Source organism: Streptomyces sp. NPDC004838, from assembly GCF_053600955.1.
The window spans coordinates 475048-501326 of record NZ_JBSGAW010000001.1; the positions used below are offsets into that span (position 1 = coordinate 475048).

Below are 26279 nucleotides of genomic sequence, written 5' to 3' on the forward strand. Positions count from 1 at the left end.
CGTCGGTATGGCTACGGAAGACGCGGTGCTCGAAGCGCTGGCGACGGTGAACGACCCCGAGATCAACCGACCGATCACCGACCTCGGCATGGTGAAATCGATCGAGGTGGGGACGGACGGCGCGGTCGCCGTCACCGTCTACCTCACCGTCTCCGGCTGTCCGATGCGCGAGACGATCACCAAAAGTGTCACGGAGGCCGTCGCGCGCGTCGACGGCGTCACGCGCGTGGACGTCACGCTCGACGTGATGAGCGACGAGCAACGGCGCGATCTGGCGGCGTCGCTGCGCGGCACGACCGCCGAGCGCGAGGTCCCCTTCGCCCAGCCCGGCTCTCTGACCAGGGTGTACGCGGTGGCGTCCGGCAAGGGCGGTGTCGGAAAGTCGTCCGTCACGGTCAATCTGGCGGTGGCGATGGCGGCCGACGGACTGAAGGTCGGCGTCGTCGACGCGGACATCTACGGCCACTCGGTGCCCCGGATGCTCGGCGCGGACGGCCTTCCCACCCAGGTCGAGAACATGATCATGCCGCCGTCCGCGAACGGTGTGAAGGTCATCTCGATCGGCATGTTCACTCCGGGCAACACGCCGGTCGTGTGGCGCGGCCCGATGCTGCACCGCGCGCTCCAGCAGTTCCTCGCGGACGTGTACTGGGGGGACCTGGACATTCTGCTGCTCGACCTGCCGCCCGGCACCGGCGATATCGCCATCTCGGTGGCGCAGCTCGTGCCTAACGCGGAGATCCTGGTCGTCACGACGCCTCAGCAGGCCGCGGCCGAGGTCGCCGAGCGGGCCGGGTCGATCGCCGTGCAGACCCATCAGAAGATCGTCGGCGTCGTGGAGAACATGTCGGGGCTGCCCTGTCCGCACTGCGACGAGATGGTCGACGTCTTCGGCACGGGCGGTGGCCAGCGGGTCGCGGAGGGCCTCACGAAGACGACGGGCGCGCATGTGCCGGTGCTGGGGTCCATCCCCATCGACGTACGGCTGAGGGAGGGCGGCGACGAGGGCAAGCCGGTCGTCCTGACCGACCCCGACTCCCCCGCCGGTTCCGCGCTCCGCGCCATCGCGGGCAAGCTGGGCGGCCGCCAGCGCGGCCTCTCGGGCATGAGCCTCGGGATCACCCCGAGGAACAAGTTCTGACACACCGGCGGGGCGCGGACGCCCGTTCCGTGCCCCGGCCGGTCGCGGACCCGCCTCCCGGCGCTCCCGGCGGCCCGCGGAACGGGTGACCGCAGCCGGCCGCCGGTGTGCGGCGGAACCGGCCGTGGGTCCCGGCCGGGCGTGCCGAGGGGTGCCTCGCGGCGCCTTTCTCCGTACCGATACGACTCAGAGCCGTCCCGCAGTCCGTGCAGCCCGTGCAGTCCGTGCAGTCCGTGGCGGTACGGCCCTCGGCGGTTCAGCGCTCAGCGGTAGGGCCTTCAGCGGTACGACCCGAGGTCCTGGACCACCGCGAAACCCAGCCCGTACGCGCTCATCCCGCGCCCGTACGCCCCGATGTGCGCCCCGGCCGGTGTCGATCCCGCCAGCACCCAGCCGAACTCGGACTCGCGGTAGTGGAAGGACGTGGGCTCGCCGTCGACCGGCAGGGAGAGCGTGGACCAGGCCGGTCCGTCGAGATCGTCCGCCAGCTCGAACGCGGTCTCCGTCTGCTGGTCCAGCCAGTCGTCCCGCAGTGAGTGGTCGAGCTGGGGCGGCCAGGTCTGGGCCAGCAGGCCCGAGCCGGCCAGCCAGGCCGCGGAGGAGACCGTGGTGGCCTCCAGCACCCCCGTACCGTCACCACTGCGGCGGACGGGGCTCGCGGCGACGGTGACGACCACGGCGAAGCGCTCCTTCTCCACCGGCGTGGTCTCCGTCCTTATCGACGGCTCGTCGCCGTGCCCCAGCGATCCGTGCTGAACGACGCCGTCGGCGGCCGAGCCGACATGCATCAGCCGGCGTGCGCCGGTGAACGCCTCGTCCAGCCCGTACCACGGGAACGAGGCACGGGCATAGCCGTCGGCCAGGCTCCGGGCCGCCGCCTCGGCGTGCTGGTTCGTGGGTCGAGCGGATTGAGCAGGGGAATCGTCGACCGTGCTCTGGGCCGCTGTTCGACTGGTCGTCTCCATCTACCCGGCCGCCTCCTCTGTGTCCGAAGTCCGGAGCGGACCCGCCCCCCTCGGGCGTCCTCGCGTCCGGACAGATGGAGAGAATAACCACCCGGCCCCGGCTCACAGGGATTGACCGCTATCGGGTGGCGTGTGCGACCGGGCTCGGCATCCGGCTCAGGTGGCGTCCGCGTCGAAGGGCGGACGCTCGTCCTGAGCAGCCCTTTCGCGCTTCTTCAGCAGGTCGGGCGTCCCGCTGGGGCCCTTGACCGCCGCCGGGACCGAATGGGTGGAATCCTTCCCGTTGACAGCGTCCGTGACCTCGGCGATCTCCTTCTTGAGGTCGAAAGACTCCCGGAGTTCCCTCAGCTCACTCAGATCGTCGTTGTCGTTGAGCTGTTTGCGGATGAAGGTCTTGGGGTTCAGATCCTCGAATTCGAAGTCCTTGAACTCGGGACCCAGTTCGCTGCGGATGTCGTTCTTGGCGTTGTCGGAGAACTCACGGATCTTCCGGATGGTGCGCGTCACGTCCTGGATGACCTTCGGCAGCTTCTCGGGGCCGAAGACGAGCACGGCGAGCACCACGATGGTCACCAACTCCAGTGCGCCTATGTCGTTGAACACCCTGCCGCTCCTCGTGTTCTCCATGGCCCACCGGTCGGATGGGTTTCGGGGCCCGATCCACCGTACCCGCCACCGCTTCCACGAGTCACGTGCCCGTGACCGGTCATCTCAGGTTGAATGCAACGTGCATCCATCGTTCATGTCCGCGTTCACCGCTCACGTTCCGCTCGCCGAGCCGAGGGTCAGTGTCATCGTCCGTTCCTTGCCGCCCCGGACGAGGGTCAGCTTCAGCTGATCCCCCGGACGGTGGGATCGGATCCTGACGATCAGCTCCTCGCCGCTGTGGACCCGCTGGCCGTCGACCTCGGTGATGACGTCACCGGGCCGGATACCGGCCTTCGCGCTGGGCCCACCGGGGACGACGGACGAGGATCCGTCCTTGTTCTCGTCGCCGACGCGCGCGCCGTCGCCCGTGTATTTCATGTCGAGGCTGACGCCGATCACGGGGTGGGTGGCCTTGCCGGTGTTGATCAGCTCTTCGGCGACCCGTTTGCCCTGGTTGATGGGGATGGCGAAGCCGAGGCCGATGGAACCGGACTGGCCGCGGTCGGTTCCCCCGCCGGTGTCGGCGGCGCGGATGGCGCTGTTGATGCCGATGACACGGGCCTTGGTGTCCACCAAGGGGCCGCCGGAGTTGCCGGGGTTGATCGGGGCGTCGGTCTGGAGCGCGTTGACGTAGCTGACGTCGCTGCCGTCGCCCTTCTCGCCGCCCGCGGTGATGGGGCGCTCCTTGGCGCTGATGATGCCGGAGGTGACGGTGTTCTGGAGGTCGAAGGGCGCGCCGATGGCGACGACCGGATCGCCCACCCGGACGTTCTCGGAGTTCCCGAGGGGCAGCGGGGTCAGGCCGGAGACGCCGGAGACCTTGACGACGGCGAGGTCGTATCCGCTGTCCTTGCCGACGAGGACCGCCTTGGCGGTTTCGCCGCCGCTGAAGGTGACCGAGATCTCGCCGGAGGCGCCGGCCGGATCGACGACATGGTTGTTCGTGAGTATGTGACCCCGTCGGTCGAGGACGAAGCCGGTGCCGGTGCCTTGCTGACCGCCGCCGCCGACATGCAGGGTGACCACGCTCGGCAGGGCGCTCGCGGCGATGCCGGCGACCGTGTCGGGAGCCCGGTCGGTGTTCTCGCGGGGGGTCTGGTCCAGCTCGATCCGGTCGATGCCGCCGTTGCGTTCGATGTACGAGCCGACACCGCCGCCGATGCCGCCGGAGACGAGGGCCAGCAGCAGTGCCGCGGCGAGCAACGCGCCGCGTCTGTTCTTCTTGCGCGCGGGTTCGCCGGGCTGGGTCAGCGGCGCGGCACCGGGGACGCCCCAGGGGTCGTACCGCGGCCACTGGGGCGAAGGCGCCTCGCCGCCTTGCGGCTGGGGCCACTGATGCCCCTGGGTCTGATGCTGACCCTGGGCCGGGTGCTGGGCTCCCGCGTACGGGGACTCCTGGTGCGGGGACCCGTCGTGCGGGGCTCCGTGGTGGGCGGGGCCGTGCTGCTGGAAACCGGGACCCGGTTCCGGGGCCTGATGCGGGTGGTGCGGCTGAAGGGCTTGCGGCGGATAGGCGGGCGGCGGGGCGAATCCCTCGCCGTCCGTGGCCTGGCCCCTGCCGTCGGACGCGGTGTGCCGCGGCGGTACGGGGGTGCCCTGGGCGGGGGTGGGCACCGGCCGCTCCACGGGCGGGGCGGGCGCCCAGGGGCCGGGTTCGCCGTAGGGCGGGGTGCCGTACGGGTCGGGCGGGTGCAGGGGCTCCGGCCCGGTCCGCTCGGCCGTCGGCCCCGGCGCGCTGTCCGTGACGGCGGACTCCGGGTGCGCGGGCCCCGACTCCGGTGTGGGATCGGTTCCTGTCATCGGCGTCGCGGAAGCGGGTTTCGGCGGGGAGGCGGCGTCCACGGGGGCGGGGCCCACGGGTACGCGGTCCTCGGGCGCACGATCGACGGGTGCGGGTTCCGTCGGCGCGGTTTCCGTCGGCGCGGGATCTGTCCGTATGGAATCAGTCCGTATGCCATCGGTCCGGGCGGATTCGGTGGACACGGGATCCACCACCGGTCCCGGCAACCGCTCCGGCTCCGGCTGCCGCGCCTCGGGCTCCGGGTGCGCCGCACGGCCCGTGTCGGGCCGGCTCCACCACTTGGCCGTCGGTCCGGTGGACTTCCCGTCTTCCATGCTCTCCCCGCAGACTGCCGACCCGGCGCGCACCCCTGCGTGCGCCCTGTCAGAGATTCAACCAGGTTTGCGAATCTCCGCGCAGGGCTGTCAGCGCTGGGACACGCCGGGGAAAACGTGCTGCGGCGGAGCGAGGAGGTGCGAGGGGGCGGATGTCGCCGAAGGGGTGAGACCGGGGGCGGTCGCGAGCTGGAAGACCGAGCCCGCGGGACGTATCAGCGGCGGAGGGGTGAAACCGGACTCGATCACCGCGGGGGCGGACTGGGCGGCGAGGTTCAGCGGGGCCTGCGTGACCCCCAGAGCGGGCTCGGAAAGGCCGAAGGGCCTGCCGTCCGACCTGGTGGGGCTGTTGCCTCCGCTGCGGCGGCGCTCGTACTCCGTGCTCCTCGCGGTGGTGGACGAGGCGCCACTCCTCGCGGTGGTGGCCGAGGAACCGATACCGAAACCCGTCCCGGCGCTCCCGCTCGCCGTTCCCGTCGTGGCGGCGGCGCGCGCGGGAGCACTGCTGTTCCCCGAGTTCGCCCCCCGGGCGGTCGGCTGCACCGAGGAGTCCACGGGGAGCGCACCGCCGAGGGCGATCGCGGCGAACGAGACGGCGCTGGCGGCGGCGAAGGCGAACCGGCGGCCCCGCCAGGGCGAGCGCTCGGCCTCCTGACGACCTACCTCATGGATACGGAAACCACCCGAACCACCCGAAGCGCCCGGCAGCACCGAGGTGCCGTCGCCGGTTCCCAGCGCCGCGCCGGGGCGGTGGCCCCAGCGGCCCGGAACGTATCCGAACAGCTCCGGGCGAGGGTCGCCGGATCTTCCCGCCGAGGGGCTCAGCGCTCCGAAGACGGCATCGGTGACCCGCCCCCCGTCGAAGGGCCCCCCGCGGCCGTCGTCATCCCCTCCGGAGACCAGCCCCGGCCCCGCGGGCAGCCCCTGGAGCCGCGCGAGCAGCCCTTCGGAAGGCGGCGGCGGCGCGGTACGGGCGAAGACGTCCTTGAGTCTGCGCTGGGCGTCGGCCTCGGCCTTGCACCTGGGACAGGTCGCCAGATGCGCGAGCACCCGGTCGCGGGCGTCATGCGTCAGCTCACCGTCGACCAGGGCGGCGAGCCGATCCCCCAGATGCTGCTCGGCGGGGGTCGGGGATGTCGGGCTTGAGCCGCTCACGCCAGTCCACCCTCCCCTGCCAGTCCGACCGCGCCCGCCAGCATCCGCTGCTGCTCGGCACGGGCCTCCGGAGAACGGTGCTGCAGCGCCTTGCGCAGATGGGACCGGCCACGGTGAATACGGCTGCGCACCGTGCCGAGCTTGACACCGAGAGTCGCGGCGATCTCCTCGTACGAAAGACCCTCGATGTCACAGAGGACCACGGCGGCACGGAACTCCGGCGCGAGGGTGTCCAGCGCCTGCTGCACATCGGCGTCGAAATGGGTGTCGTTGAACACCTGCTGCGGAGACGGCTCACGGCTGGGCAGCCGCTCGGCCGCGTCATCGCCCAGGGAGTCGAATCGGATGCGCTGCTTCCTGCGGACCATGTCCAGGAAGAGATTGGTGGTGATGCGGTGCAGCCAGCCCTCGAAGGTCCCCGGCGTGTAGGTCGACAGCGAGCGGAACACGCGGACGAAGACCTCCTGCGTGAGATCCTCGGCGTCATGCTGATTGCCGGTGAGGCGGTACGCGAGACGGTAGACGCGGCCGCTGTGCGTGCTGACGATCTCCTCCCATGAAGGGGGTGTCCACGCCTGCGATTCCGCATCCGATGCGAACGTCGCGGTAGCTGCGGAGTCGGGGGCGGGGGAACGGTCAGCAATGTCGGTCACGGATTTCGGCTCACCCGGTGACCTGAGGAAGCGCCTCAGCACTCCTCTCCGATCCGCGGGTGCAGCCGCACCTCCCCTGTCGGCTCTGGTGGTGTCCAGCGGAGCCCCTACCATAGCCACCTCGCCCGTTAGCTCCGGATAAGAATCTTTACGCGAATTTGGATGCTGCTTACGGCCCTGATCCATGCACTCCCCCGCTGTTCCCCTCCTTTGCCTTTAACGCACGGTCCCATCTGCGGGTTCCCGAGCACAGCGGATACAGTCGACGTCGCGTCCAACTACGGGGACAGGAGAGGCTCATTACCGCAAATCGGCAGACAAGCTGGGCGTTCGCCGACGCCTTTGTCGCCGAGGACGACGCGCTGCGCTGGGCCCGTGACCGGGCCCGGGAGTCGGGTGTCCCCTCGGTGTCGCCAGGCACCGGCGCCGCGCTGCGACTGCTGGCCGCCACCGCGGACGCGAAGGCCGTGGCGGAGATCGGTACGGGCACCGGGGTCTCGGGGATCTATCTGCTGCAGGGCATGCGGCCCGACGGGGTGCTGACCACCGTGGATCCCGAGCCCGAGCGGCAGCAGTTCGCCCGGCAGGCGTTCCGGGAGGCGGGCTTCACGGGAAACCGGGCGCGTTTCATTCCCGGGCGCGCCCTGGACGTGCTTCCGCGGCTGGCGGACGGCGGTTACGACCTCGTTTTCTGCGACGGCGACCGGATGGAGTCCCTGGAGTGTCTCGCTGAATCGTTGCGCCTGCTCCGACCAGGGGGTTTGGTCTGCTTCGAAGGTGTTTTCGCTCGCGGTCGCACGGTCGACTCGGCGGTCCAGCCCGCGGAGGTGCTGCGCCTGCGGGAACTGCTGCGCGCGGTGCGCGAGAGCCGGGAGCTGCTGCCGTCGCTGCTGCCGGTGGGCGACGGTCTGCTCTGCGCGGTCCGCCGCGGATGACCGCTGGTGGATAGCGGCTGCCGGATAGCGGCCGGCGGATTGCGGAGCGACGCAAACCACCGTCCGGCGCGGCCGGTCGCGATCTTGTGAAGTGAAGTTCCGCCCGCTTCTCGAGATGCCCCTGGGACGGCCCGAGGTCTCGCCGACTCCCGTGAAGTGCGGGGCGCCGACGGGGAAGTCCGTTGAAGTCCCGCGAAATGCGTCACTGCCCCGGCACCTTGAAGTACCGGGGCAGTGAAATGAAGTAAAGGGTGACTTCAGCGTCAGCCGACGACCTTCTTCAGGGCATCGCCAAGCGCGTCGGCCTCGTCCGGCGTCAGCTCGACGACGAGCCGACCGCCGCCTTCGAGCGGAACGCGCATGACGATGCCCCGCCCCTCCTTGGTCACCTCGAGCGGGCCGTCACCCGTCCGCGGCTTCATGGCCGCCATGCTCGTTCCCCTTCCTGAAACCAGCTCATCGTCCGCCGACGGCCCCTGGACAGGAACGCGTACCGGCATCGAACACATTGCTTCCAGGTCATTATCCCGCATGGTAGGACCCGATGACCAACATCAGTCGGCATCGCTTAGGCAACGCGCTTTCCCAAAACCACCCAATTCGGCGATCCGGCTGCGATACTCCGCCGCCTCGCATGACATCGGCGAGCCCGGATTCTTTGACCCAGGTCACATGCCCGGCCTCGTGGATCTACGCCATGCTGAGCTGGTACATCCATCGAAGAGCCGCAAAGGGGACCCGACATGGCCGACTCCGTGCTGTACGACGTGAGCGACGGACTCGCGACGATCACGATCAACCGGCCCGAGGCCATGAACGCGCTCGACACCGGGGCGAAGGTCGCACTCCGGGAGGCGGTTCAGACGGCCGCCGCGGACACCGCCGTACGAGCCGTACTGCTCACGGCGACCGGGCGCGCCTTCTGCGTGGGGCAGGATCTCAAGGAGCACATCGCGCAGCTCGCGCAGAGCAAGGCGGCCGGCGACGGCGACCCCCTGAGAACCGTGCGGGATCACTACAACCCCATCGTCCGGGCCCTCGCCGGGATGCCGAAGCCGGTCGTCGCCGGGGTCAACGGGGTCGCCGCGGGCGCGGGCCTCGGCTTCGCCCTCGCCGCGGACTACCGGGTCGTCGCCGACAACGCCACGTTCACGACCGCGTTCGCGGGTGTGGCGCTCACCGCCGACTCCGGGATGTCCTGGACGCTCCCCCGGCTGATCGGCCCGAGCCGCGCCGCGGACCTGCTGCTCTTCCCGCGTTCGTTCTCGGCGCAGGAGGCGTACGACCTGGGCCTCGTCAACAAGGTGGTCCCGGCCGACGAGCTGGCCGCGCAGGCCGCCGCGGTGGCCCGCTCGCTGGCCGAGGGCCCGACCGTCGCCTACGCGGCGATCAAGGAGTCGCTCGCCTTCGGGGCCGCGCACTCGCTGGACGAGACGCTGGACAAGGAGGACGAGCTGCAGGGGCGGGCAGGGGTCTCCGAGGATCACGAGATCGCGGTCCAGGCGTTCATCGCGAAGGAGAAGCCGAAGTATCTCGGCCGATAGCGGCGACCGGGCCCGGCGGGGGTCCGCCGCGGAACCTGGTGCGGTGCCTCCGGGGCTCCGCCCGGGTCCCCGCGCCCTCGGTCACCGGCGGCGCTTCACCTGCCGCCCGCCGGCGCGGGACACCGCCGCCCGTCGGCGCGGGCGTCAGACCTTGGCGGGCGCTCCGCGTGCCACGCAGCCGTCGAGGTGATCGTCGACCAGGCCGCATGCCTGCATCAGCGCGTACGCGGTCGTCGGGCCGATGAAGCGCAGCCCTCTCTTCTTGAGGTCCTTGGCGAGCGCCGTCGACTCGTCGGTGACCGCGGGCACGTCGGCGACGGTCCGCGGTGCCGGGCGGCTCGCCGCCTTGGGCGCGTACGACCAGATCAGCTCGTCCAGCTCGCCGGGCGACCAGTCGGCGAGGACGCGCGCGTTGGCGAGCGTCGCGTCGACCTTGGCGCGGTTGCGGACGATGCCTTCGTCGGCGAGGAGCCGGTCCCTGTCGGCGTCGGTGAACCCGGCGACCGACGCGATCTCGAAATCGGCGAACGCGCGCCGGAAGCTCTCCCGTTTCCGGAGGATCGTGAGCCAGGACAGCCCGGACTGGAACGCCTCCAGGCACAGGCGCTCGAACAGCACGTCGTCCCCGTGGAGCGGACGGCCCCACTCGTCGTCGTGGTAGGCGGTGTAGTCCTCGGTGGACAGTCCCCAGGGGCAACGGAGCTTCCCGTCCGGCCCGGCCACGGTCCCCCCGCTCACCGTCCCTGCTCCTCGCCGGGTTCGGTGAACAGATCCGCCCTGCTCACGGCGGTGGCCCGCGCACCGGCCAGCGTCGATTCCAGCTCGGCGATACGGGCGTCCCGCTCGGCCAGCTCGGCCCCGAGGCGGCCCAGCACATCGTCCACGTCGGCCATCCGGTAGCCCCGCAGGGCCACCGGCAGCCGCAGCGCCTCCACATCCGCCCGCCCCAGCGGCCGGGTCAGGGGCAGCGGGTCCACCAGCTGTTCGGGCGCGGCCTCGGGGAGGGCCGCGCTGTCGCCGCCGCCGACCACGGCGAGCGTGACCGCTCCGACGACCACGACCATCGCGATCAGCAAGAACAAGAACACGAGCGACCCTCCCGGAGCGGAAAACAATCCCGTACTGATCGTGCCACGCCGGTGTGACAGTTAGGGTCGCAGCCGGACGACCCGAGAGGAAAACCCCTGATGCTGCGGCTGGGAAGGCGCGAATTCGACGCGCACGAGCCGGTGATCATGGCGATCGTGAACCGTACGCCTGACTCCTTCTACGACCAGGGCTCGACGTTTCTCGACGCGCCCGCGCTCGACCGCGTCGAGCAGGCGGTGTCGGAGGGCGCCGCGATCATCGACATCGGCGGGGTGAAAGCCGGTCCCGGGGAGGAGGTCACCGCCGCCGAGGAGGCCAGACGGACGGTCGGCTTCGTGGCCGAGGTGCGCAGGAGGTTCCCCGACGTGGTCATCAGCGTCGACACCTGGCGGCACGAGGTCGGCGAGGCGGTCTGCGAAGCGGGCGCGGATCTGCTGAACGACGCGTGGGGCGGGGTCGATCCGAGGCTCGCGGAGGTCGCGGCGCGCTACGGCGCCGGGCTGGTCTGCACCCACGCGGGCGGCGCGGAGCCGCGGACCCGGCCGCACCGGGTGACGTACGACGACGTCATGGCGGACATCCTGCGGGTGACGCTCGGGCTCGCCGAGCGGGCGGTGGCGCTCGGGGTGCGGCGGGACGGCATCATGATCGACCCCGGCCATGACTTCGGGAAGAACACCCGCCACTCACTGGAGGCGACGCGCCGCCTCGGGGAGATGGTCGACACGGGGTGGCCGGTCCTCGTCTCCCTCTCCAACAAGGACTTCGTCGGCGAGACGCTCGACCGCCCCGTCAAGGAGCGCCTCATCGGCACGCTGGCGACGACGGCGGTGTCCGCGTGGCTGGGGGCGCAGGTCTACCGCGTCCACGAGGTGTCGGAGACGCGGCAGGTCCTGGACATGGTCGCCACGATCGCGGGCCGACGGCCACCGACGGTGGCCCGGCGGGGGCTGGTGTGACACCGTCCGCCGGAGCCGGAGCCGGAGCCGGGACTATGTTCCGGTCGCCGTCCGCCGGGGCCACGGCCCGGTCGCCCGCGGCCGGGCCCGCGCCCGGCAGGACGACGAGACCGGAGGCGTACCTCACGAACGTCGACCCGCGGACAGCGGAAGAAGCGGAGGTCCCCCGGTCACCGCGTCAGCGGCTCGTCTCCTTTGTCACGAGGGCCACGGCCTCCTCCACGTCGTCCGTCACGTGGAACAGCAGCAGGTCCTTCTGCGACGCCTTGCCCTGGCCGATGACCGTGCCCCGCAGCCAGTCCACGAGCCCGCCCCAGTACTCCGTGCCGAAGAGCACGATCGGGAAGCGCGTCACCTTGCCCGTCTGAACGAGCGTCAACGCCTCGAAGAGCTCGTCGAGGGTGCCGAGGCCGCCCGGCAGGACGACGAAACCGGAGGCGTACTTCACGAACATCGTCTTGCGGACGAAGAAGTAGCGGAAGTTGACACCGATGTCGACATGCTGATTGAGCCCCTGCTCGAAGGGCAGCTCGATACCGAGGCCGACGGAGATCCCGCCCGCCTCCCGCGCCCCGCGGTTCGCCGCCTCCATCGCACCGGGACCACCGCCCGTGATCACCGCGAAACCGGCGCCGACCAGGGCTTTGCCGATGCGGATGCCCGCCTCGTACTCGGGTGTGCCGGCGACGGTACGCGCCGAGCCGAAGACGCTGATCGCGCTCGGCAGCTCCGCGAGCGCCCCGAACCCCTCCACGAACTCGGACTGGATGCGCATGACCCGCCAGGGATCGGTGTGCACCCACTCGGAGTCACCCTCGGTGTCCAGCAGCCGCTGGTCGGTCGTACCGGGCTGAACCTGGTCCCTGCGGCGTAGTACCGGTCCCTGCCGCTGCTCCGCCGGCGCCCGCGAACCCTCGGGGTTGCCCATGGCCTGCTCCCTCCGCCGATCATCATTGCTGGAAGCCAGAGTAGGACGGCGAAGGCGACAAGGAAGGAAATTCAGGACGTCAGCCACTCCCGCAAACGCTGCTCACAGTGTGTGATCTTGGCGATCGCGACATGTTCGTCCCTCTTGTGGGCATAGAGCGCGTCGCCGGGGCCGTAATTCACGGCGGGCACTCCGAGCGCGCTGAAGCGCGAGACGTCGGTCCAGCCGAACTTCGGCCGGGCACTTCCGCCCACGGCCTTCATGAAGGCCGCCGCGGCGGGGTGGGAGAGGCCGGGCAGCGCGCCGCCGGTGTGGTCGTCGACCACGAACTCGGCGACACCGCAGTCGGCGAAGACCTCGCGGACATGGGCCACGGCCTCGTCCTCGGTGCGGTCGGGCGCGTATCGGTAGTTGACGACGACCGTGCACGCGTCCGGGATGACGTTGTTGGCGACGCCGCCCTCGATCCCTACGGCGTTCAGGCCCTCACGGTATTCGAGGCCGTCGATCACCGGACGGCGCGGCTCGTACGCGGCGAGGCGGGCGAGGATCGGGGCGGCGGCGTGGATCGCGTTGGAGCCCATCCAGCCGCGGGCGGAGTGGGCCCGCTCCCCCGCCGTCCGCAGATGGACCCGGAGCGTGCCCTGGCAGCCGCCCTCGACCTCGGCGTCCGAGGGTTCGAGGAGGACGGCGAAGTCGCCCGCCAGCCACTCGGGGTGTGCTTCGGCGACGTGTCCGAGGCCGTTGAGGTGGGCGGCGACCTCCTCGTTGTCGTAGAAGACGAAGGTGATGTCGCGGTTGGGGGCGGGAACCGTCCGGGCGATACGCAGTTGCAGGGCGACGCCCGACTTCATGTCGCTGGTGCCGCAGCCCCACAGCACCCCGTCGTCGTCGAGCCGCGAGGGGAGGTTGTCCGCGATCGGGACCGTGTCGATGTGCCCCGCGAGAATGACCCGCTCACCGTGTCCGAGGTGAGTGCGGGCGACGACGTTGTTGCCGTGCCGGTCGACCGTGAGATGGGGCAGTCCGCGCAGGGCCCGCTCGATCGCGTCCGCGAGGGGCTTCTCGTCTCCGCTGACGGAGGGGAAGTCGACCAGGGCCGCGGTGAGTGCCGGAGCGTCGAGTGTGAGGTCAAGCGCGGTGTCGGACATGCGTCGACCTTAGCGCGGTCCCCTGCGCGCCCACCGGGCCCGGCCGTCCGGGAGCCGGGCTGAGGGAACGGCTCGGGACATGGAAGGTTTCAGGGACCCCACTTCAGCGAATTCGGTTCGGCGAATCCGGTTCATGGGTTACGTGAACGACCTGAGCAGAGGCTCCGGGTAAGAGCCGTCCCGTAAAAGGACCCGCCGCCGAAGGCGTGCGAACCCGGCCTGATCCGAACGAGGGGCCCTAGTACGGTGGACTTGTGTCCGAGACGTCCTCCCCCGTCCGGCGCGGCCGTCGCTCCCCGCGTGTCACGACCGCGTTCGCTGTGCTGCTCGCTCTGACCGGCTATGTCGCGGTGCATTACGTCACCCGTTCCGCGGCCCCCGGTTGCACGGTTCGCGCGATGTCGGGCGAGGACGGCCCGACGTACGAACTCAGCACCGAGCAGGCCGCGAACGCCGCGACGATCTCCGCCGTGGGCACCACGCGCGGGCTGCCGGAACGCGCCGTCACCATCGCGCTGGCGACGGCTCTCCAGGAGTCGGCGCTGCGCAACATCGACCACGGGGACCGGGATTCGCTCGGTCTGTTCCAGCAGCGGCCCTCGAAGGGCTGGGGCACGCCGTCGCAGATCCTCGACCCGGTGTACTCGGCGGGGAAGTTCTACGAGCATCTCGCCGAGGTTCCCGGCTACTCGCGACTGCCGCTGACCGTGGCCGCCCAGCGCGTACAGCGCAGCGGCTTCCCGCAGGCGTACGCCAAGCACGAGCCGAACGCGACTCTGCTGGCCGCCGCGCTCACGGGGCGGGCGGACGCCGCGCTGACCTGCACTCCGGGCAGCGGGGTGGAGAAGGCGGGCGATCCGGCGAAGGTACGGGCCGAGCTGGTACGGGCGTTCGGGCCCGGAGTGCTGCCCAAGGCGGCCGGGGCGCCGCAGGACCCCGGGGCGGCGCAGGACCCCGGAGCGGCGAAGACGCTGGAGGTGTCCGTGCCGGTGACCGGCGACCCCGGCGGGAAACGCGGCTGGGAGCTGGCCCACTGGGCGGTCGCACGCGCGGAGGGGCTGCGGATCGAGGAGGTGTCGTACGAGGGCCGGGTCTGGAACGCCAAGAAATCCATCAAGGGCTGGTATGTGCAGGGCACGGAGGACCCCACGGACACGATGACCGCGGCCGGTTCCACGGTCCCCGCGGTCGGGTCCCCCCTCGCCGAGGTTCGGATCCGGCTCGCACGCTGATACGAGCGCTCCCCCGCGAGGAGTGTTCCCCGACATCACCCGAATGCCTCGCCCGATGGTGGCACCCGATCGCGCCCTGATCGTCGGATCCCCTGCGAGCAAAGGGAAGTGACGGTTCGGCTCAGGTCAAGGCGGTGTGGCGATCATCCGCCTTTGTCCCGAACCGATAATGCGACGCATTGCGCATTCTTTACCTCGGGGCACCGCAACTTCCCCCACCCTCCGAGCGGTTGTCACTGCGTCCGGAGGTCAGACGCCGATGGACACGACAACGTCTTCTCGTCTCAAGGAGCATCATGTCCCTCCCCCTGACCCGTCGGATCGCCCGTGCCGCGCTGCTCATCGCGGCGGGTGCCGCTCCCGTGGTCGGTGCGGCCGGCTCCGCAAGCGCCGTGGACCTCCAGCAGGCCAACCCGCTCGGCGGGCTGACCGCGCTCGACGCGGGCGGGCTGAGCGACACCGTCGACGGCGCCGCACAGAACTCCTCCGAACTGGCCGGCGACACCGGGGGCAACGCCGTGAAGCAGACCGTCCCCGCCGCGAGCAAGGCCGTCGGCGGCGCGGGCAGGACGGCGGCCCCCGCCGCCCAGCAGGTCGCCGGTGAGGCGACGGGCAGCGCGGGCAACGTCCTCGGCGAGACCGCGGGCACCGCGACCGAGTCCCTCGGCACACCCGCCGGCGGCCTGCCGACCGACTCGCTCGGCGGCGGCCTCCCCACCGGCCAGCTGCCCACGAAGGGCCTGCCGCTCGGTTAGCCCACAGCCTCCGGCTGGCCGCCGGACCAGCCGGGCCGATGACCGTACGGTGACGCCAAGGGCCCCGGGAGCTTCTCCGCTCCCGGGGCCCTTGGCGTACGTCCGCTCAGCCGAGACGCTTCACAGCCGCCTCGACCCGCTCGTCCGTCGCCGTGAACGCCACCCGGACGAACCGCTCCCCGGCCGTCCCGTAGAAGTCGCCGGGCGCGACCAGAATGCCCAGCTCCGCCAGATGCGCCACCGTGTCCCAGCAGGGTTCGTCGCGCGTCGCCCAGAGGTAGAGGCTCGCCTCGCTGTGCTCGATCCGGAAGCCGTGCCCCTGGAGGGCGGTGCGCAGCGCGGTGCGCCGGGCGGCGTAACGGGCCCGCTGCTCCATGACATGGGCGTCGTCGCCCAGGGCCGCGACGGTCGCCGCCTGCACCGGGGCCGGAGTCATCATTCCGCCGTGCTTGCGGATCTGGAGCAGTTCGCCCAGCACGGCTTCGTCACCGGCGATGAACGCGGCACGGTAGCCGGCCAGATTGGAGCGCTTGGAGAGCGAGTGGACGGCGACGAGGCCCTCGTATGTGCCGCCGCAGACGTCGGGATGGAGCACCGAGACCGGTTCGGCCTCCCAGCCCAGCTCCAGATAGCACTCGTCGCTGAAGATCAGCACGCCGTGCTCACGCGCCCAGGCGACGGTACGGATCAGCTCGTCCTTGGCGAGTACGCGCCCGGTGGGGTTGGAGGGCGAGTTGAGCCAGAGCAGCTTCAGCCCGGCCGGGTCCAGCGCGGTGGGGTCGTCGTAGTCGACGGGGGTCGCTCCGCAGAGCCGTGCGCCGACCTCGTACGTCGGATAGGCGAGGCGCGGATAGGCGACCCGGTCGCCCGCGCCGAGGCCGAGCTGGGTCGGCAGCCAGGCGACCAGTTCCTTGGAGCCGACGACGGGCAGGACGTTGGTGTGCGCGACGTCGACCGCGCCGAGCCGCCGCTCCACCCACGCGGTGAGGGCGTTCCGCAGTGCGAGGGTCCCCCAGACCGTCGGGTAGCCCGGAGAGTCGGCGGCCTCGACGAGGGCCTGCTGGATCACGTCGGGAACGGGGTCGACCGGGGTGCCCACGGAGAGGTCCACCAGACCGTCGGAGTGGGCCGCGGCCGTCGCCTTGTACGGCTCCAGCTTGTCCCAGGGAAAGACGGGAAGGCGCGAAGAGACTGCGGACACGGGCTTTCTCTTTCTGGTACGTGAGAGAGCTGGAACAGGATTGGACAGCGGGGACAGCGAGGACAGCGAGGGCTGAGGGGACGGACGGACCGGAAGAACGGGAAACGGGGGAAACGGCGCGCGAGGCGGGCGGGAAAACGCCTCGGTCCCGTACGGACGACGACCGCACGGGACCGGGAATGCTCGGCCGTCCGGCCGCCTACTGGTTCTGCGGCGGCAGTCCGGCGACGAAGGGGTGGTCCCGCTCGATAAGCCCGAGCTTGGAGGCGCCACCGGGCGAGCCCAGCTCATCGAAGAACTCGACGTTCGCCTTGTAGTAGTCCTTCCACTCCTCCGGGGTGTCGTCCTCGTAGAAGATCGCCTCGACGGGGCAGACGGGCTCACAGGCCCCGCAGTCGACGCATTCGTCCGGGTGGATGTACAAGGACCGGGCGCCCTCGTAGATGCAGTCGACGGGGCACTCCTCGATGCACGCCTTGTCCTTGACGTCGACACAAGGCTGCGCGATGACGTAGGTCACGCTGTCGTTCCTCCTCGGTAGGGCTGGCATTGCGCGGGAGCGCGGCGTCGTCGATGCCCGCCCCTAGTATCTCCGTTCCTGGAGACGATCCGAACATGAGGGGCTCGCAGAGCTGTGGAATTCACCGGTGCCGGACGCCTTGACGTCCGTATTACACCCCTTGATGTGGGTAAACGGGTATCAATCCGACGTCTTGCCGACCCAGGGGGCGGAAGCGAGAAGTTCACCGACACGGTCGGAGTTCTCACATCCTGGGACAAAGGTGTGCTGTTGATCACGCGCCGCACCGGGGAGACCGTCCGTATCGCGGAATCGTCGCTGGTCGCGGGCAAGGTGGTGCCCGCCGCGCCGGCCCGCCGCCGGGGTCCGGCGGCGGGTTTCGGGGAACTCGCGAGAGTGATGGCACGTGCCTGGCAGCCGGTGGAGAGCGAGCGGCTCGGGGACTGGGAGCTACGGGCCTCCGCCGGATTCACCCGGCGGGCGAACTCCGTGCTGCCGCTCGGCGATCCGGGGCTGCCGCTGGACGAGGCCCTCGCCCGGGTGCGGATGTGGTACGGGGAACGCTCCCTGCCCGCGTATGTGCAGGCGGCGACCGGCGCGGCGGGCACCCAGGAACTGCTCTGCGCGGAGCTGGAGTCGCGCCGCTGGACGCGTGAGGTCTCGGCGGAGGTGCGGATCGGGGGCCTGGCGCCCGTCGCCGATCTGGACGCGGACGTGGCACGGGTGGCGCTGGGGCGTTCCTTCGACGAGCTGGGGCGGGGCTGGCTGCTGCGGTACCAGCGGTCCGGGGAGCCGGGGCCGCATGTGCTGAAGGTGCTGGGAAGCGGGCCTTCCGTGTGGTTCGCCTCGGTGCCGGGCACCGGTGAGGTGCCCGCGGCGATCGGGCGTTGTGTGGTGGACGGGCGCTGGGCCGGGTTCATGACGGTGGAGGTGGATCCGGCGTACCGCCGGCAGGGCCTGGCCACGGCGGTGATGACCGCGCTGGCGCGGCGGGCTCTGGAGGAGGGCGCGTCGGCGGCCTGGCTTCAGGTGGAGGCGGAGAACCGGGAGGCGGGTGCGCTGTACGGGGGTATGGGCTTCACCACCCACCACAGCTACCACCACTACCGGGCGGAACCGAACGAACCGGACCACGGGGGTGAACCGGCGGCGGCGCGGACGGCGGAATGAGTGGACTGGGCACGGACGGACGGGTACGAGTGGCGTATGCACGACGAATCAGCGGACCCCAGGAACCGGTTCGCGGAGGAGGCCCGTTCCGAGCGGCCCGATCTCTCGCTGCTCTGTCTGCTGATGGGCGCGGTGGCGGATCCGGGTCTGGACGACGCGGGGGTGGACGCGGCCCAGATCGAGCTGGACCGCCTCGCCGGGCTGCTTCCGTACGGACTGCGGAGCCCGCGCGCCTGGGCGGCGGCGCTGGCGGATCTGCTCGGCGACCGCTGCGGCTTCCACGGGACCGCGGGCGACTACCAGCGTCTTGAGTCCTCGCTGCTGCACGAGGTGCTGCACCGCCGCCGGGGACTGCCCATCCTGCTGTCGGTGGTCTGGGTGGAGGTGGCCAGACGGGCGGGTGCGCCCGTGTACGGGGTGGCGCTGCCGGGTCATTTCGTCGTCGGGTTCGGCGACCCGCCTGGGGCCGATGACGAACCCGGCGAACCCGGCGAGCCCGGTGACGCGTCCGGTGGGCAGGTGCTCGCGGATCCCTTCGCGGGCGGGCGGGTGCTGACCGGGTCCGACGCGGCGCTGATGGTGGCGGGTGCGACGGGCGCGCCGCTGGATCCGTCGATGCTGAAGCCCGCGGCTCCGCTGGAGGTGGTGGTACGGATCCTGAACAACATCCGCGCCTGGGCCGCGGCCCGCCCCGAGCAGTCGGCCGTCGCGCTGTGGGCGGTCGAGCTGTCCCTGCTACTGCCCTCCCATCCGGCGCGGCTGCGCTATGAGCGGGCTCAACTGCTCGTACAGCGCGGCGACTTCCTCGCCGGGGCGGCGGAGCTGGACGCGTACGCGGAGGTGGTGGCGGCGGTCGAGCCGGCGACGGCGGAGGCGATCAGGGGGCGGGCGCGGGCGGCGCGGGCGATGCTGAACTGATCGGGGGGCGCGCTGCGGCGTGCCGTACACGGCGTGGGCGCGGCTTCGGCTCGGTCCTTGTCTCGGCCCCCTTCCCCGTCCCGGTCTCGGCCGGAGCGGGATCACTGGCTGGACGGTGCGAGACACCGGTACCGGAGGGTCGGTGTTCCGTCGCCGAGGCCGCCGATGCGTACGGGCTCCACCCTGGCGGACTGCGGGAAGACGGGAAGAGTGGCGAGGGGGCCGGGAGGAACGCCAGGTGACATCGTCCTCCGGGCCTCGCCGGGACATGGGCCTCGCCGGGACATGGGCCTCACCCGGACATGGCCGACGCCCGGTCCCTCCGAAGAGTGAACCGGGCGTCGTACGCATTGACGTGCGGGAAGTCCGCCGCCGCCGACAGCGGATGGCGGCGGCAGCCGACGGCGGCAGGGGTCAGCTGGGGTTCAGCTCGATCACGGCCGTACGGTCGGCGGGCGTCGCGCCGCGGAGTGCCGGTCCCATCGCCTGAGCGACATCGTCGGGCCCGAGCTGGTGTTTCTTCCCGTCGCCCTTGGTGATCAGAATGCCGTTGAAGACGCCTTCGAGCAGTTGGTCGATCGCCTTCTTGTCGTAGACCTCGACCAGCTTGCCCTCGACCGCCTTCATCGACAGGATCCTCGGCAGCGATCTGGCGGGGCCGAACTGAATGCTCTTGCCGCCCGCCTTGATCGTGATCCGGTCCGACATGGCGGGTTCCGCGAACTCCCGCATCGCCCGGTCGATCTCGGCCTGGTCGATGGTCGGTTCACGGGTGGTGACGGGCAGGGCGACCGTTTTCGACCTGCCGGTCTCGACCTGGGCGCGATAGGCGTCCTTGACCGAGATCAGGGCACGGCCGACTTCCAGCGCCTGGCCCGGCTTGCCGGGGACGGCGACGACCTTGTCCGGCTTGAACTCGATCGTGCCCTCGACGGCCGAGCTGGAGGTGCCCGCCAGGTCGGTGAGCGCGACGCCCAGCTTCTCCTCGTCGACGAGCATCACCGGCTCGACCACGCGCTCGCCGCCGAAGAGCGACCCGATCACGGAGACGGGGTTGTAGTCGCTGCCCGCCGCCTTGCGGACGGTGGCCTGGCTGTCCAGTCCGAGCCCCGCCTTGTCCGGGGCCAGCTCCACCTCCTTGCCGCCGATCGAGAGCCGGAGCGGCGTGGCGGCCCGCTTGCCGAGGGCCCCTTCCAGTTTGCCGACGGCCTGGTCCCTGGTGCCGCCGCCGATGTCGACGCCGAGGACGGTGGTGCTCTTCGGGACGTCGGAGTGGTTCATCAGCAGGCCCGCGCCGTAGGCGACGCCGAGCAGGACGACGACACCGGCTCCGGCGAGGACCAGCTTGGAGCGGCCCTTCTTCGCGGGCTGCGGGGGCGCGGGCCGGTCGGCTACGGGGGTGGCGGCCGGTGCGGACCGGTCGGCCGGGGGCACCGGCCCGGAGGGACCGCGGCCGGGACCGACGGGACCGCCGACGGGGGCGCCGGGGAATTCCGCGGTGGAGAAGTCCGCCTCGCCGGGCGGGGTCTGGGGGCCGGGCCCGGACGGGAACGGCGAGCGGGGCTCGGGCCGGACGACCGGGATGCCGCTGGTGAGCGTGTCGCCGGAGACATTGCCGCCGGGGCCGGGGCGGCCCACCGCGCCGGGCGCGGAGCCGTTGCCGGGATGGACGGCCGGGTTCTGCGGTGTCAGTACGGCGGTGTCGTCGGACAGCCGGGGCGCGGTGGCCGCTCCGGGGCCCGCGGCCATGGGGCCATGTCCGGCGGCCGGTGCGCCCGGAGCGGCGGCCCGGTCCGCGACCGGTCCCACTCCCGTCGGCATGCTGCCCTGGGCCGGTCCCGTGGTGGGCCCGGCGGGCCCGGCGTCGGGTCCGGCGGGCGGGCGGACGCCCAGGGGAGGTGTCCGGGGGCCGGGCGCGAATCCGTTCGGGCCGCCCGCCGTCCGAGCCGCGCCCTCGCCCGCGAACTCGCTGAGCGAACTGCGGGGCTGGGCCGCCGCACCGGGCGCCGGGGTCTCGGAGAAGAAGGGGGCGGTGGAACCGACCGGCGTGCCTCTCGGCGGAGTGCCGGTCGCGGCACCGCCGGCAGGGGTGCCGGGAACCTTCAGCCCCGCCCCATTCGTACCGGACTGGGAGGATTTACGGGGGGCGAACCAGTTGCTCGCCTCCTTGTCCTTCCCTTCGGGGTCCTGATCGCCGACCGGTTCGGCGGCGGGTGGGGGAACCTGCGGTCCACCGATCACCGGCATCGCGGCCGTCCGCTCGCTGTCCCTCTCGGCCGCCTCCGGCGCGACGGGGACACCGGCCGACGGCGTGGCGGTGTCCACATCGCTCATCGGCTTGCGCATCACCACGGGTGGGATGGGACGGGATCCGGGAATGTTGATCCGGATCCGCGTGGTCAGCGTCGTCTCGGTCTTGGGCTCGGACTTGGCTTCGTCCGGCTTCTCCTCACCGGCGGCGGCCGCCGCGCCCGGAGGGGCTTCCTGTCCCGGGTGCAGCGACGGATACTGGCGCGATCCGTACGGCGGCGTCCCCGAGGGGTACGCGGCTCCGCCGCGCCCCTGGGGCCCGGAGGACGAACTGTCGGTTTCACGACTCAAAGCAGGATCTCCCGGTTGGCTTCGCCGCCCGCTTTCTCACTGAAGCTCTTGCTGCTAAGGGCGGCTCGGCGGCGCGCACCACCATACTGTCCGCCACGGACACTCATCCCGCGACTGTGGAAAGCGCCATTCCGTCGACCGTGGGGCACAGAGCCGGCTGGGGGTGTTCCACACTCCGGGGCGACCCACGATAGGGGTCCGCGGAACCCGCGTCCGGCCGGGGGTCCCACAGGTCCCCTTTTAGTGAGCTCGGTTTGCCTCCGGGGCGCTTTTAGCGTGTGTCGACGGTCGACCGTGCTCGATCCCTCGTACCTCGGGACCTCCGCGCGCTCTCCCCTTCGATACCTGCGCGCCCCTTCGGCTCACTCGCCCTTTATCTGTCAAGTCGGCCGGTTCCGCCCCCCGGTTGCACGGAACGCGACATGGTGGCGCATATCACAGCCACCGCCATGGAACCGAGCATGAACACGATCGGCCCGATCCCGGCCCCGAAGAGGGCGTCGCCCTCGGGCCGTCCCGTGCTCAGCACCAGGATCGCGCCCAGCCAGCCCACGGCGGGCGCCGCGACCCCGATCTGGGTTCCGGTGGCCCGCAGCGAGCCGTGGAACAGCCCGGCCGCCGCGAGGAGCGCGAGCAGCAATCCGCCGGGGAACCAGGCGGCTTGGACCAGCGAGCCCGCCGTGCCCACCACCGCGCCGAGCAGCGTGAGGCCGAGATACGCGGCGATCCGGCCCGGCCTGACGGGCCCCGCCGGCCAGGAACCGGGGGCGTCCTGCCCTCTCATCCGGACACCCCGGCGAACAGATCCCGTTCGCGCTCACCCGAGGGAGCGCCGGAGACCCCCTGCGCCAACTGGTAGTACTCCGTGGCGAAGATCGGCTGACCCAGTTCGTTGGAGAGCGCGAAGAACGGGCCGTCGACGGCGATCTGGGAGGCATGGGCGCGCATCGCCGCCGCCTTCCGCTCCGCGTAGTCGGCGCCGTCGATCTCGGCCGTGATCTCCGCGTCGTCGATCACACCGGGGATGTCGTCGATCTCCGCGACACCGGGGAAGTCCGTCCCGCCCGCGGCCCGGAGGCGGGCGAAGCCCTCCTCGGCCACCGAGCGCGGCACCCGGTTCCAGTAGATCTTGGCGATGGCCCACGGATCGCCGAGATCCCGGCGGAAGGCCCGCTCGGCGGCCAGTTCGGCGGCGCGCATGGCGACCCGGTGGGCCTGGATGTGGTCGGGATGTCCGTACCCGCCGCGAGGGTCGTACGTCACCATCACCTGGGGACGCACGGAGCGGATGATCTCGACGAGGTCGGGTGCCGCGTCGTCGACGGGCGTACTCCAGAACGCGTCCTCGCGGCGGTTCTGCTCGACGCCCATCATCCCGGAGTCCCGGTAACGCCCCTGACCGCCGAGGAAGCGGTGATCGGTGACGCCCAGTTCCTTCATCGCCGCGGCGAGTTCGCCCACCCGATGAGGGCCGAGCCGGTCCTCGCGGTCGGACGCGAGATGCGCGAGGTTCGGCGGAATGACCTCGCCCTCTTCCCCGAGGGTGCAGGTCACCAGGGTGACCCGGGCACCGACGGCGGCATAGCGGGCCATCGTGGCGCCGTTCGTGATCGACTCGTCGTCCGGGTGCGCGTGCACCAGGAGCAGACGACGGAGGGAAAGATCCTTCATACAGCACAGCCTACGAGGCAAGGGCATGCCGCCGTGCTCGAATGAGATGTCCCCCGGCCATCAGATCAGGATTCCGCGGGCCGAGGGGTTCAGGGGGGACGGGACGGTCCGTGCGAAGCGCTGAGCAAGGGGGCGCGCGGTGCGGAGACGGGGGCGCGCGGGGGGACGGGACGGCCTTGCTGTCAGAACTTGATGTCACCGATCATTCCGGCCACGTTCGTGGTCAGGTCGGTGATCGTGGGAGCGATCGACGAGCTTGCGAGATAGAACCCGAGCAACACGCAGACCGCCGCATGCCCACCCTTGAGCCCGGACTTCCGGACCAGTAGGAAGACGACGATCGCCAGCAGCACCACCGCCGAAATCGAAAGTGTTGCCACGGCGGTTCACCTCCATGGATATTCGTTGGGGACGGGCAGGTTGCATGTGCCAGGTGGTTCATACCCACCTTGCGCTACGGATCATAACTATCCGTACGAACGCATCAGTCGGTGCACAGCAGCACACGGGGGCGCACGACCGCTAGGTTCGGTCACATGACGTCCAGGATGCAGCTCTCCTTCCCGCGCCAGTTCGCCAGGACCCAGCGCTTCACGCTCGGCGCACCGCGGTCCTTCGCCGTCTCGCCGGACGGATCGCGGGTGGTCTTCATCCGGTCCGCGTCGGGCACCGATCGCACCGGGCTTCTCTGGGTTCTCGATCTCGACGGTCCCGAGGGGCGGCCCCTGGAGCGGCTGGCGGCGGATCCGGCCATTCTGCTCGGCGGGAGCGACGAGCGGCTCTCCGCCGGGGAACGGGCACGGCGCGAGCGCAGCCGGGAGGGTTCGGCGGGCATCGTGGGCTACGCGGTGGACCGGGCGGCCGAGTTGGCGGCCTTCGCACTCTCCGGGCGACTGTTCACGGCGGAACTGCGGGCCGGAACCGCGCGTGAACTCCCGGCACGGGGGCCGGTGATCGACCCCAGGCCGTCCCCCGACGGCCGGTACATCGCCTACGCGGCGCGGGGCGCGCTCCGGGTCACCGGCGCGGAGGGCGACGGCGACCGTGCGCTCGCGGAGCCGGACGGCGACCATGTCGCGTACGGGATCGCGGAGTTCATCGCGGCGGAGGAACTGGGGCGGGCGCGCGGATTCTGGTGGTCTCCGGAGTCCGACCGGCTGCTGGTCGCGCGCGTGGACGAGCGTGAGGTGTCGCGCTGGTGGATCTCCGACTCCGCTCATCCGGACCGGGAGCCGCAGCAGATGGCGTATCCCGCGGCGGGAACGCCCAACGCGGAGGTACGTCTCTCCTTCATCACCCTTGAAGGTGAACGCACGGAGGTCGCCTGGGACCGGTCCCGGTATCCCTATCTGGCCCGTGTGCACTGGTCGGAAGCAGGCGCTCCGCTCCTTCTCGTGCAGTCCCGTGATCAGCGGACGCAGCGATATCTCGCGGTGGACGCCGCTACGGGCACGACCCGGACGGTCCATGTCGACGAGGATCCCGCATGGCTCGATCTCTTCTCCGGGGTGCCCGCGTGGGCGCCCGACGGCCGTCTCGTACGCATCGCCGACGAGGGCGGCGCACGGGTGCTGGCGGTCGCCGACCGCGCGCTCACCGGGGCCGGGCTTCAGCTGCGGGCCGTGCTCGACATCGGCGAGAACGACGTCCTGGTGTCGGCGGCGGCCGGTGAGGAGGCCGCGGCGCCCGAGGTCGGCGAGATCCATGTCTACCGGGTCAACGAGCTGGGCGTCGAACGGATCTCCGAAGGTCCGGGCGTTCACTCGGCGGTCCGCTCCGGCGCGGTGACCGTACTCGCGTCGTCCCGTCTCGACGCCGACGGCGCGACGGTTCAGGTCCTGCGGGACGGCAAGCCGGTCGCCGTCCTCGCCTCGCACGCGGAGCGGCCCGTGCTGACGGCCCGGCCGCGGCTGTGCGAGGCGGGGGTACGGCGGATTCCGTGCGCCGTGCTGATGCCGTCCGGGTACCGGGAGTCGGACGGACCGCTGCCGGTGCTGATGGATCCGTACGGCGGGCCGCACGGCCAGCGGGTGTTCGCCGCGCGGAATCCGTATCTCACCTCCCAGTGGTTCGCGGACCAGGGCTTCGCGGTGATCGTCGCGGACGGGCGGGGCGCGCCGGGTCGGTCTCCCGGCTGGGAGAAGGCGATCAAGGACGACTTCCCGCTGACCCTCGACGACCAGATCGACGCGCTGCACGCGCTGTCCTCGTCGTTCCCGCTGGACCTCGGCCGGGTCGGTATCCGCGGCTGGTCGTACGGGGGCTATCTCGCCGCACTCGCGGTTCTCCGCCGCCCCGACGTCTTCCACGCGGGCATCGCGGGCGCGCCCGTGACGGACTTCCGGCTGTACGACACCCACTACACCGAGCGGTACCTCGGTGACCCGCGGGAGCGGCCGGAGGTCTACGCGCGGAACTCCCTGGTCACGGAGGACGGCTTGACGGCGCTGGAGAACCCGTCGCGGCCCCTGATGATCATTCACGGGCTGGCCGACGACAATGTCGTGGTGGCCCACGCCCTCCGTCTCTCCTCCGCACTGCTCGCGGCCGGCCGCGAGCACGAGGTGCTCCCGCTGAGCGGGGTGACCCACATGACCCCTCAGGAACAGGTGGCGGAGAACCTGCTCCTGCTCCAGGTGTCCTTCCTGAAGCGCGTCCTGAAGGTGACGTAGCGCCGAGGGGTTCCCCCGGACGGAGTCCGGGGGAGAACCGAGCCACGAAATAAAAAAGCCGGCCGGGGTTCGCGTGAGACCCCGGCCGGTCTACGGCACCCGCACGGCCGTAAGCACCGACTCTGCCGTGTCCGTATATCGGATCCGCGACGGGCACATTGCCTGCACGTAAAAGCAGGGCGTGAACGCGGGGCGCGAAACCGTGCGCAGGGAGCCGGCGGAAGTGGTCGGGCCCGGCGTGCGGGGTGCTCCGGAC

25 protein-coding genes are annotated in these 26279 nt (G+C 71.2%); 9 read left to right on the plus strand and 16 right to left on the minus strand.

Translation table 11 applies throughout. From position 1 onward, the window contains the following. Positions 1-7: 7 nt before the first annotated feature. Positions 8-1141, plus strand: coding sequence for an Mrp/NBP35 family ATP-binding protein (locus tag ACWEFL_RS01980; RefSeq protein ID WP_451705983.1), 1134 nt, complete (start codon positions 8-10; stop codon positions 1139-1141). A gap of 278 nt (positions 1142-1419) precedes the next feature. Here the strand turns inward: ACWEFL_RS01980 and ACWEFL_RS01985 are convergent, their stop codons facing one another. From ACWEFL_RS01985 to sigE, 5 genes are all read right to left on the minus strand, one after another. Beyond that, positions 1420-2106, minus strand: a complete 687-nt coding sequence (locus ACWEFL_RS01985) for a hypothetical protein (protein ID WP_451705986.1) — start codon at positions 2104-2106, stop codon at positions 1420-1422. Positions 2107-2262: 156 nt separating this feature from the next. Next, on the minus strand, positions 2263-2709 hold the full coding sequence (locus ACWEFL_RS01990) for a sec-independent translocase (protein WP_451705989.1): 447 nt from the start codon (positions 2707-2709) through the stop codon (positions 2263-2265). 156 nt (positions 2710-2865) lie between these two features. Continuing rightward, positions 2866-4869, minus strand: a complete 2004-nt coding sequence (locus ACWEFL_RS01995) for a trypsin-like peptidase domain-containing protein (RefSeq protein WP_451705992.1) — start codon at positions 4867-4869, stop codon at positions 2866-2868. A 90-nt stretch (positions 4870-4959) separates the two neighbouring features. Continuing rightward, entirely contained in the window at positions 4960-6024 is a 1065-nt protein-coding gene (locus ACWEFL_RS02000; protein ID WP_451705995.1) for an anti-sigma factor family protein, read from the minus strand. Further along, the gene (gene sigE, locus ACWEFL_RS02005; protein ID WP_451706188.1) at positions 6021-6791 is read right to left on the minus strand and encodes an RNA polymerase sigma factor SigE; all 771 of its coding nucleotides are present in this window, start codon (positions 6789-6791) and stop codon (positions 6021-6023) included. The genes ACWEFL_RS02000 and sigE overlap by 4 nt, the downstream gene beginning before the upstream one ends. A gap of 119 nt (positions 6792-6910) precedes the next feature. Here sigE and ACWEFL_RS02010 point away from each other — a divergent pair, with 119 nt between their 5' ends. Then, positions 6911-7612, plus strand: a complete 702-nt coding sequence (locus tag ACWEFL_RS02010; RefSeq protein WP_451706191.1) for an O-methyltransferase — start codon at positions 6911-6913, stop codon at positions 7610-7612. A 263-nt stretch (positions 7613-7875) separates the two neighbouring features. Here ACWEFL_RS02010 and ACWEFL_RS02015 read toward each other — a convergent pair whose 3' ends face one another. Beyond that, positions 7876-8043, minus strand: a complete 168-nt coding sequence (locus tag ACWEFL_RS02015; protein WP_003966491.1) for a DUF3117 domain-containing protein — start codon at positions 8041-8043, stop codon at positions 7876-7878. 312 nt (positions 8044-8355) lie between these two features. On the opposite strand from ACWEFL_RS02015, the gene chcB reads away from it, so the two are divergent. Then, positions 8356-9156 carry a 2-cyclohexenylcarbonyl CoA isomerase gene (gene chcB / locus ACWEFL_RS02020; RefSeq protein WP_451705998.1) on the plus strand — a complete coding sequence of 267 codons (801 nt, stop codon included), beginning with the start codon at positions 8356-8358 and terminating at the stop codon, positions 9154-9156. 144 nt (positions 9157-9300) lie between these two features. On the opposite strand, the gene ACWEFL_RS02025 is transcribed toward chcB, so the two are convergent. Together ACWEFL_RS02025 and ACWEFL_RS02030 are read right to left on the minus strand one after the other, a co-directional pair. Beyond that, positions 9301-9894: a DNA-3-methyladenine glycosylase I gene (locus ACWEFL_RS02025; RefSeq protein WP_451706001.1), complete on the minus strand. Its 594-nt coding sequence runs from the start codon at positions 9892-9894 to the stop codon at positions 9301-9303. Continuing rightward, positions 9891-10244: a DivIVA domain-containing protein gene (locus ACWEFL_RS02030; protein WP_451706004.1), complete on the minus strand. Its 354-nt coding sequence runs from the start codon at positions 10242-10244 to the stop codon at positions 9891-9893. The genes ACWEFL_RS02025 and ACWEFL_RS02030 overlap by 4 nt, the downstream gene beginning before the upstream one ends. 99 nt (positions 10245-10343) lie before the next feature. On the opposite strand from ACWEFL_RS02030, the gene folP reads away from it, so the two are divergent. After that, the gene (gene folP, locus ACWEFL_RS02035; protein ID WP_451706006.1) at positions 10344-11204 is read left to right on the plus strand and encodes a dihydropteroate synthase; all 861 of its coding nucleotides are present in this window, start codon (positions 10344-10346) and stop codon (positions 11202-11204) included. Between the two features lie 178 nt (positions 11205-11382). Here the strand turns inward: folP and ACWEFL_RS02040 are convergent, their stop codons facing one another. Then, positions 11383-12132 (minus strand): LOG family protein, encoded by a 750-nt coding sequence (locus tag ACWEFL_RS02040; protein WP_451706009.1) that lies wholly within the window; start codon positions 12130-12132, stop codon positions 11383-11385. A 71-nt stretch (positions 12133-12203) separates the two neighbouring features. Then, on the minus strand, positions 12204-13283 hold the full coding sequence (dapE, locus tag ACWEFL_RS02045) for a succinyl-diaminopimelate desuccinylase (RefSeq protein ID WP_451706011.1): 1080 nt from the start codon (positions 13281-13283) through the stop codon (positions 12204-12206). A 254-nt stretch (positions 13284-13537) separates the two neighbouring features. Between dapE and ACWEFL_RS02050 the strand changes: the two genes are divergently transcribed. Beyond that, positions 13538-14515 (plus strand): hypothetical protein, encoded by a 978-nt coding sequence (locus ACWEFL_RS02050; protein WP_451706013.1) that lies wholly within the window; start codon positions 13538-13540, stop codon positions 14513-14515. Positions 14516-14811: 296 nt separating this feature from the next. Then, positions 14812-15270: an ATP-binding protein gene (locus ACWEFL_RS02055; RefSeq protein ID WP_451706016.1), complete on the plus strand. Its 459-nt coding sequence runs from the start codon at positions 14812-14814 to the stop codon at positions 15268-15270. Between the two features lie 106 nt (positions 15271-15376). On the opposite strand, the gene dapC is transcribed toward ACWEFL_RS02055, so the two are convergent. Both dapC and fdxA read right to left on the minus strand, forming a co-directional pair. After that, positions 15377-16471: a succinyldiaminopimelate transaminase gene (dapC, locus tag ACWEFL_RS02060; RefSeq protein ID WP_451706018.1), complete on the minus strand. Its 1095-nt coding sequence runs from the start codon at positions 16469-16471 to the stop codon at positions 15377-15379. A 199-nt stretch (positions 16472-16670) separates the two neighbouring features. Then, positions 16671-16991: a ferredoxin gene (fdxA, locus tag ACWEFL_RS02065; protein ID WP_451706021.1), complete on the minus strand. Its 321-nt coding sequence runs from the start codon at positions 16989-16991 to the stop codon at positions 16671-16673. 114 nt (positions 16992-17105) lie between these two features. On the opposite strand from fdxA, the gene ACWEFL_RS02070 reads away from it, so the two are divergent. Beyond that, entirely contained in the window at positions 17106-18161 is a 1056-nt protein-coding gene (locus ACWEFL_RS02070) for a GNAT family N-acetyltransferase (RefSeq protein ID WP_451706024.1), read from the plus strand. Positions 18162-18197: 36 nt separating this feature from the next. Next, positions 18198-19079 carry a transglutaminase-like domain-containing protein gene (locus ACWEFL_RS02075; protein WP_451706026.1) on the plus strand — a complete coding sequence of 294 codons (882 nt, stop codon included), beginning with the start codon at positions 18198-18200 and terminating at the stop codon, positions 19077-19079. Positions 19080-19493: 414 nt separating this feature from the next. On the opposite strand, the gene ACWEFL_RS02080 is transcribed toward ACWEFL_RS02075, so the two are convergent. From ACWEFL_RS02080 to ACWEFL_RS02095, 4 genes are all read right to left on the minus strand, one after another. Then, the gene (locus ACWEFL_RS02080) at positions 19494-21680 is read right to left on the minus strand and encodes a hypothetical protein (RefSeq protein ID WP_451706029.1); all 2187 of its coding nucleotides are present in this window, start codon (positions 21678-21680) and stop codon (positions 19494-19496) included. Positions 21681-22053: 373 nt separating this feature from the next. Next, positions 22054-22464, minus strand: coding sequence for a DUF6113 family protein (locus tag ACWEFL_RS02085; RefSeq protein WP_451706032.1), 411 nt, complete (start codon positions 22462-22464; stop codon positions 22054-22056). Beyond that, positions 22461-23351, minus strand: coding sequence for an N-acetyl-1-D-myo-inositol-2-amino-2-deoxy-alpha-D-glucopyranoside deacetylase (gene mshB / locus ACWEFL_RS02090; protein WP_451706034.1), 891 nt, complete (start codon positions 23349-23351; stop codon positions 22461-22463). Before mshB ends, ACWEFL_RS02085 begins: the two co-directional genes overlap by 4 nt. A gap of 182 nt (positions 23352-23533) precedes the next feature. Beyond that, positions 23534-23731, minus strand: coding sequence for a hypothetical protein (locus ACWEFL_RS02095; protein ID WP_451706037.1), 198 nt, complete (start codon positions 23729-23731; stop codon positions 23534-23536). 156 nt (positions 23732-23887) lie between these two features. Here ACWEFL_RS02095 and ACWEFL_RS02100 point away from each other — a divergent pair, with 156 nt between their 5' ends. Then, positions 23888-26023, plus strand: a complete 2136-nt coding sequence (locus ACWEFL_RS02100; protein WP_451706040.1) for a prolyl oligopeptidase family serine peptidase — start codon at positions 23888-23890, stop codon at positions 26021-26023. Positions 26024-26279: the final 256 nt, after the last annotated feature.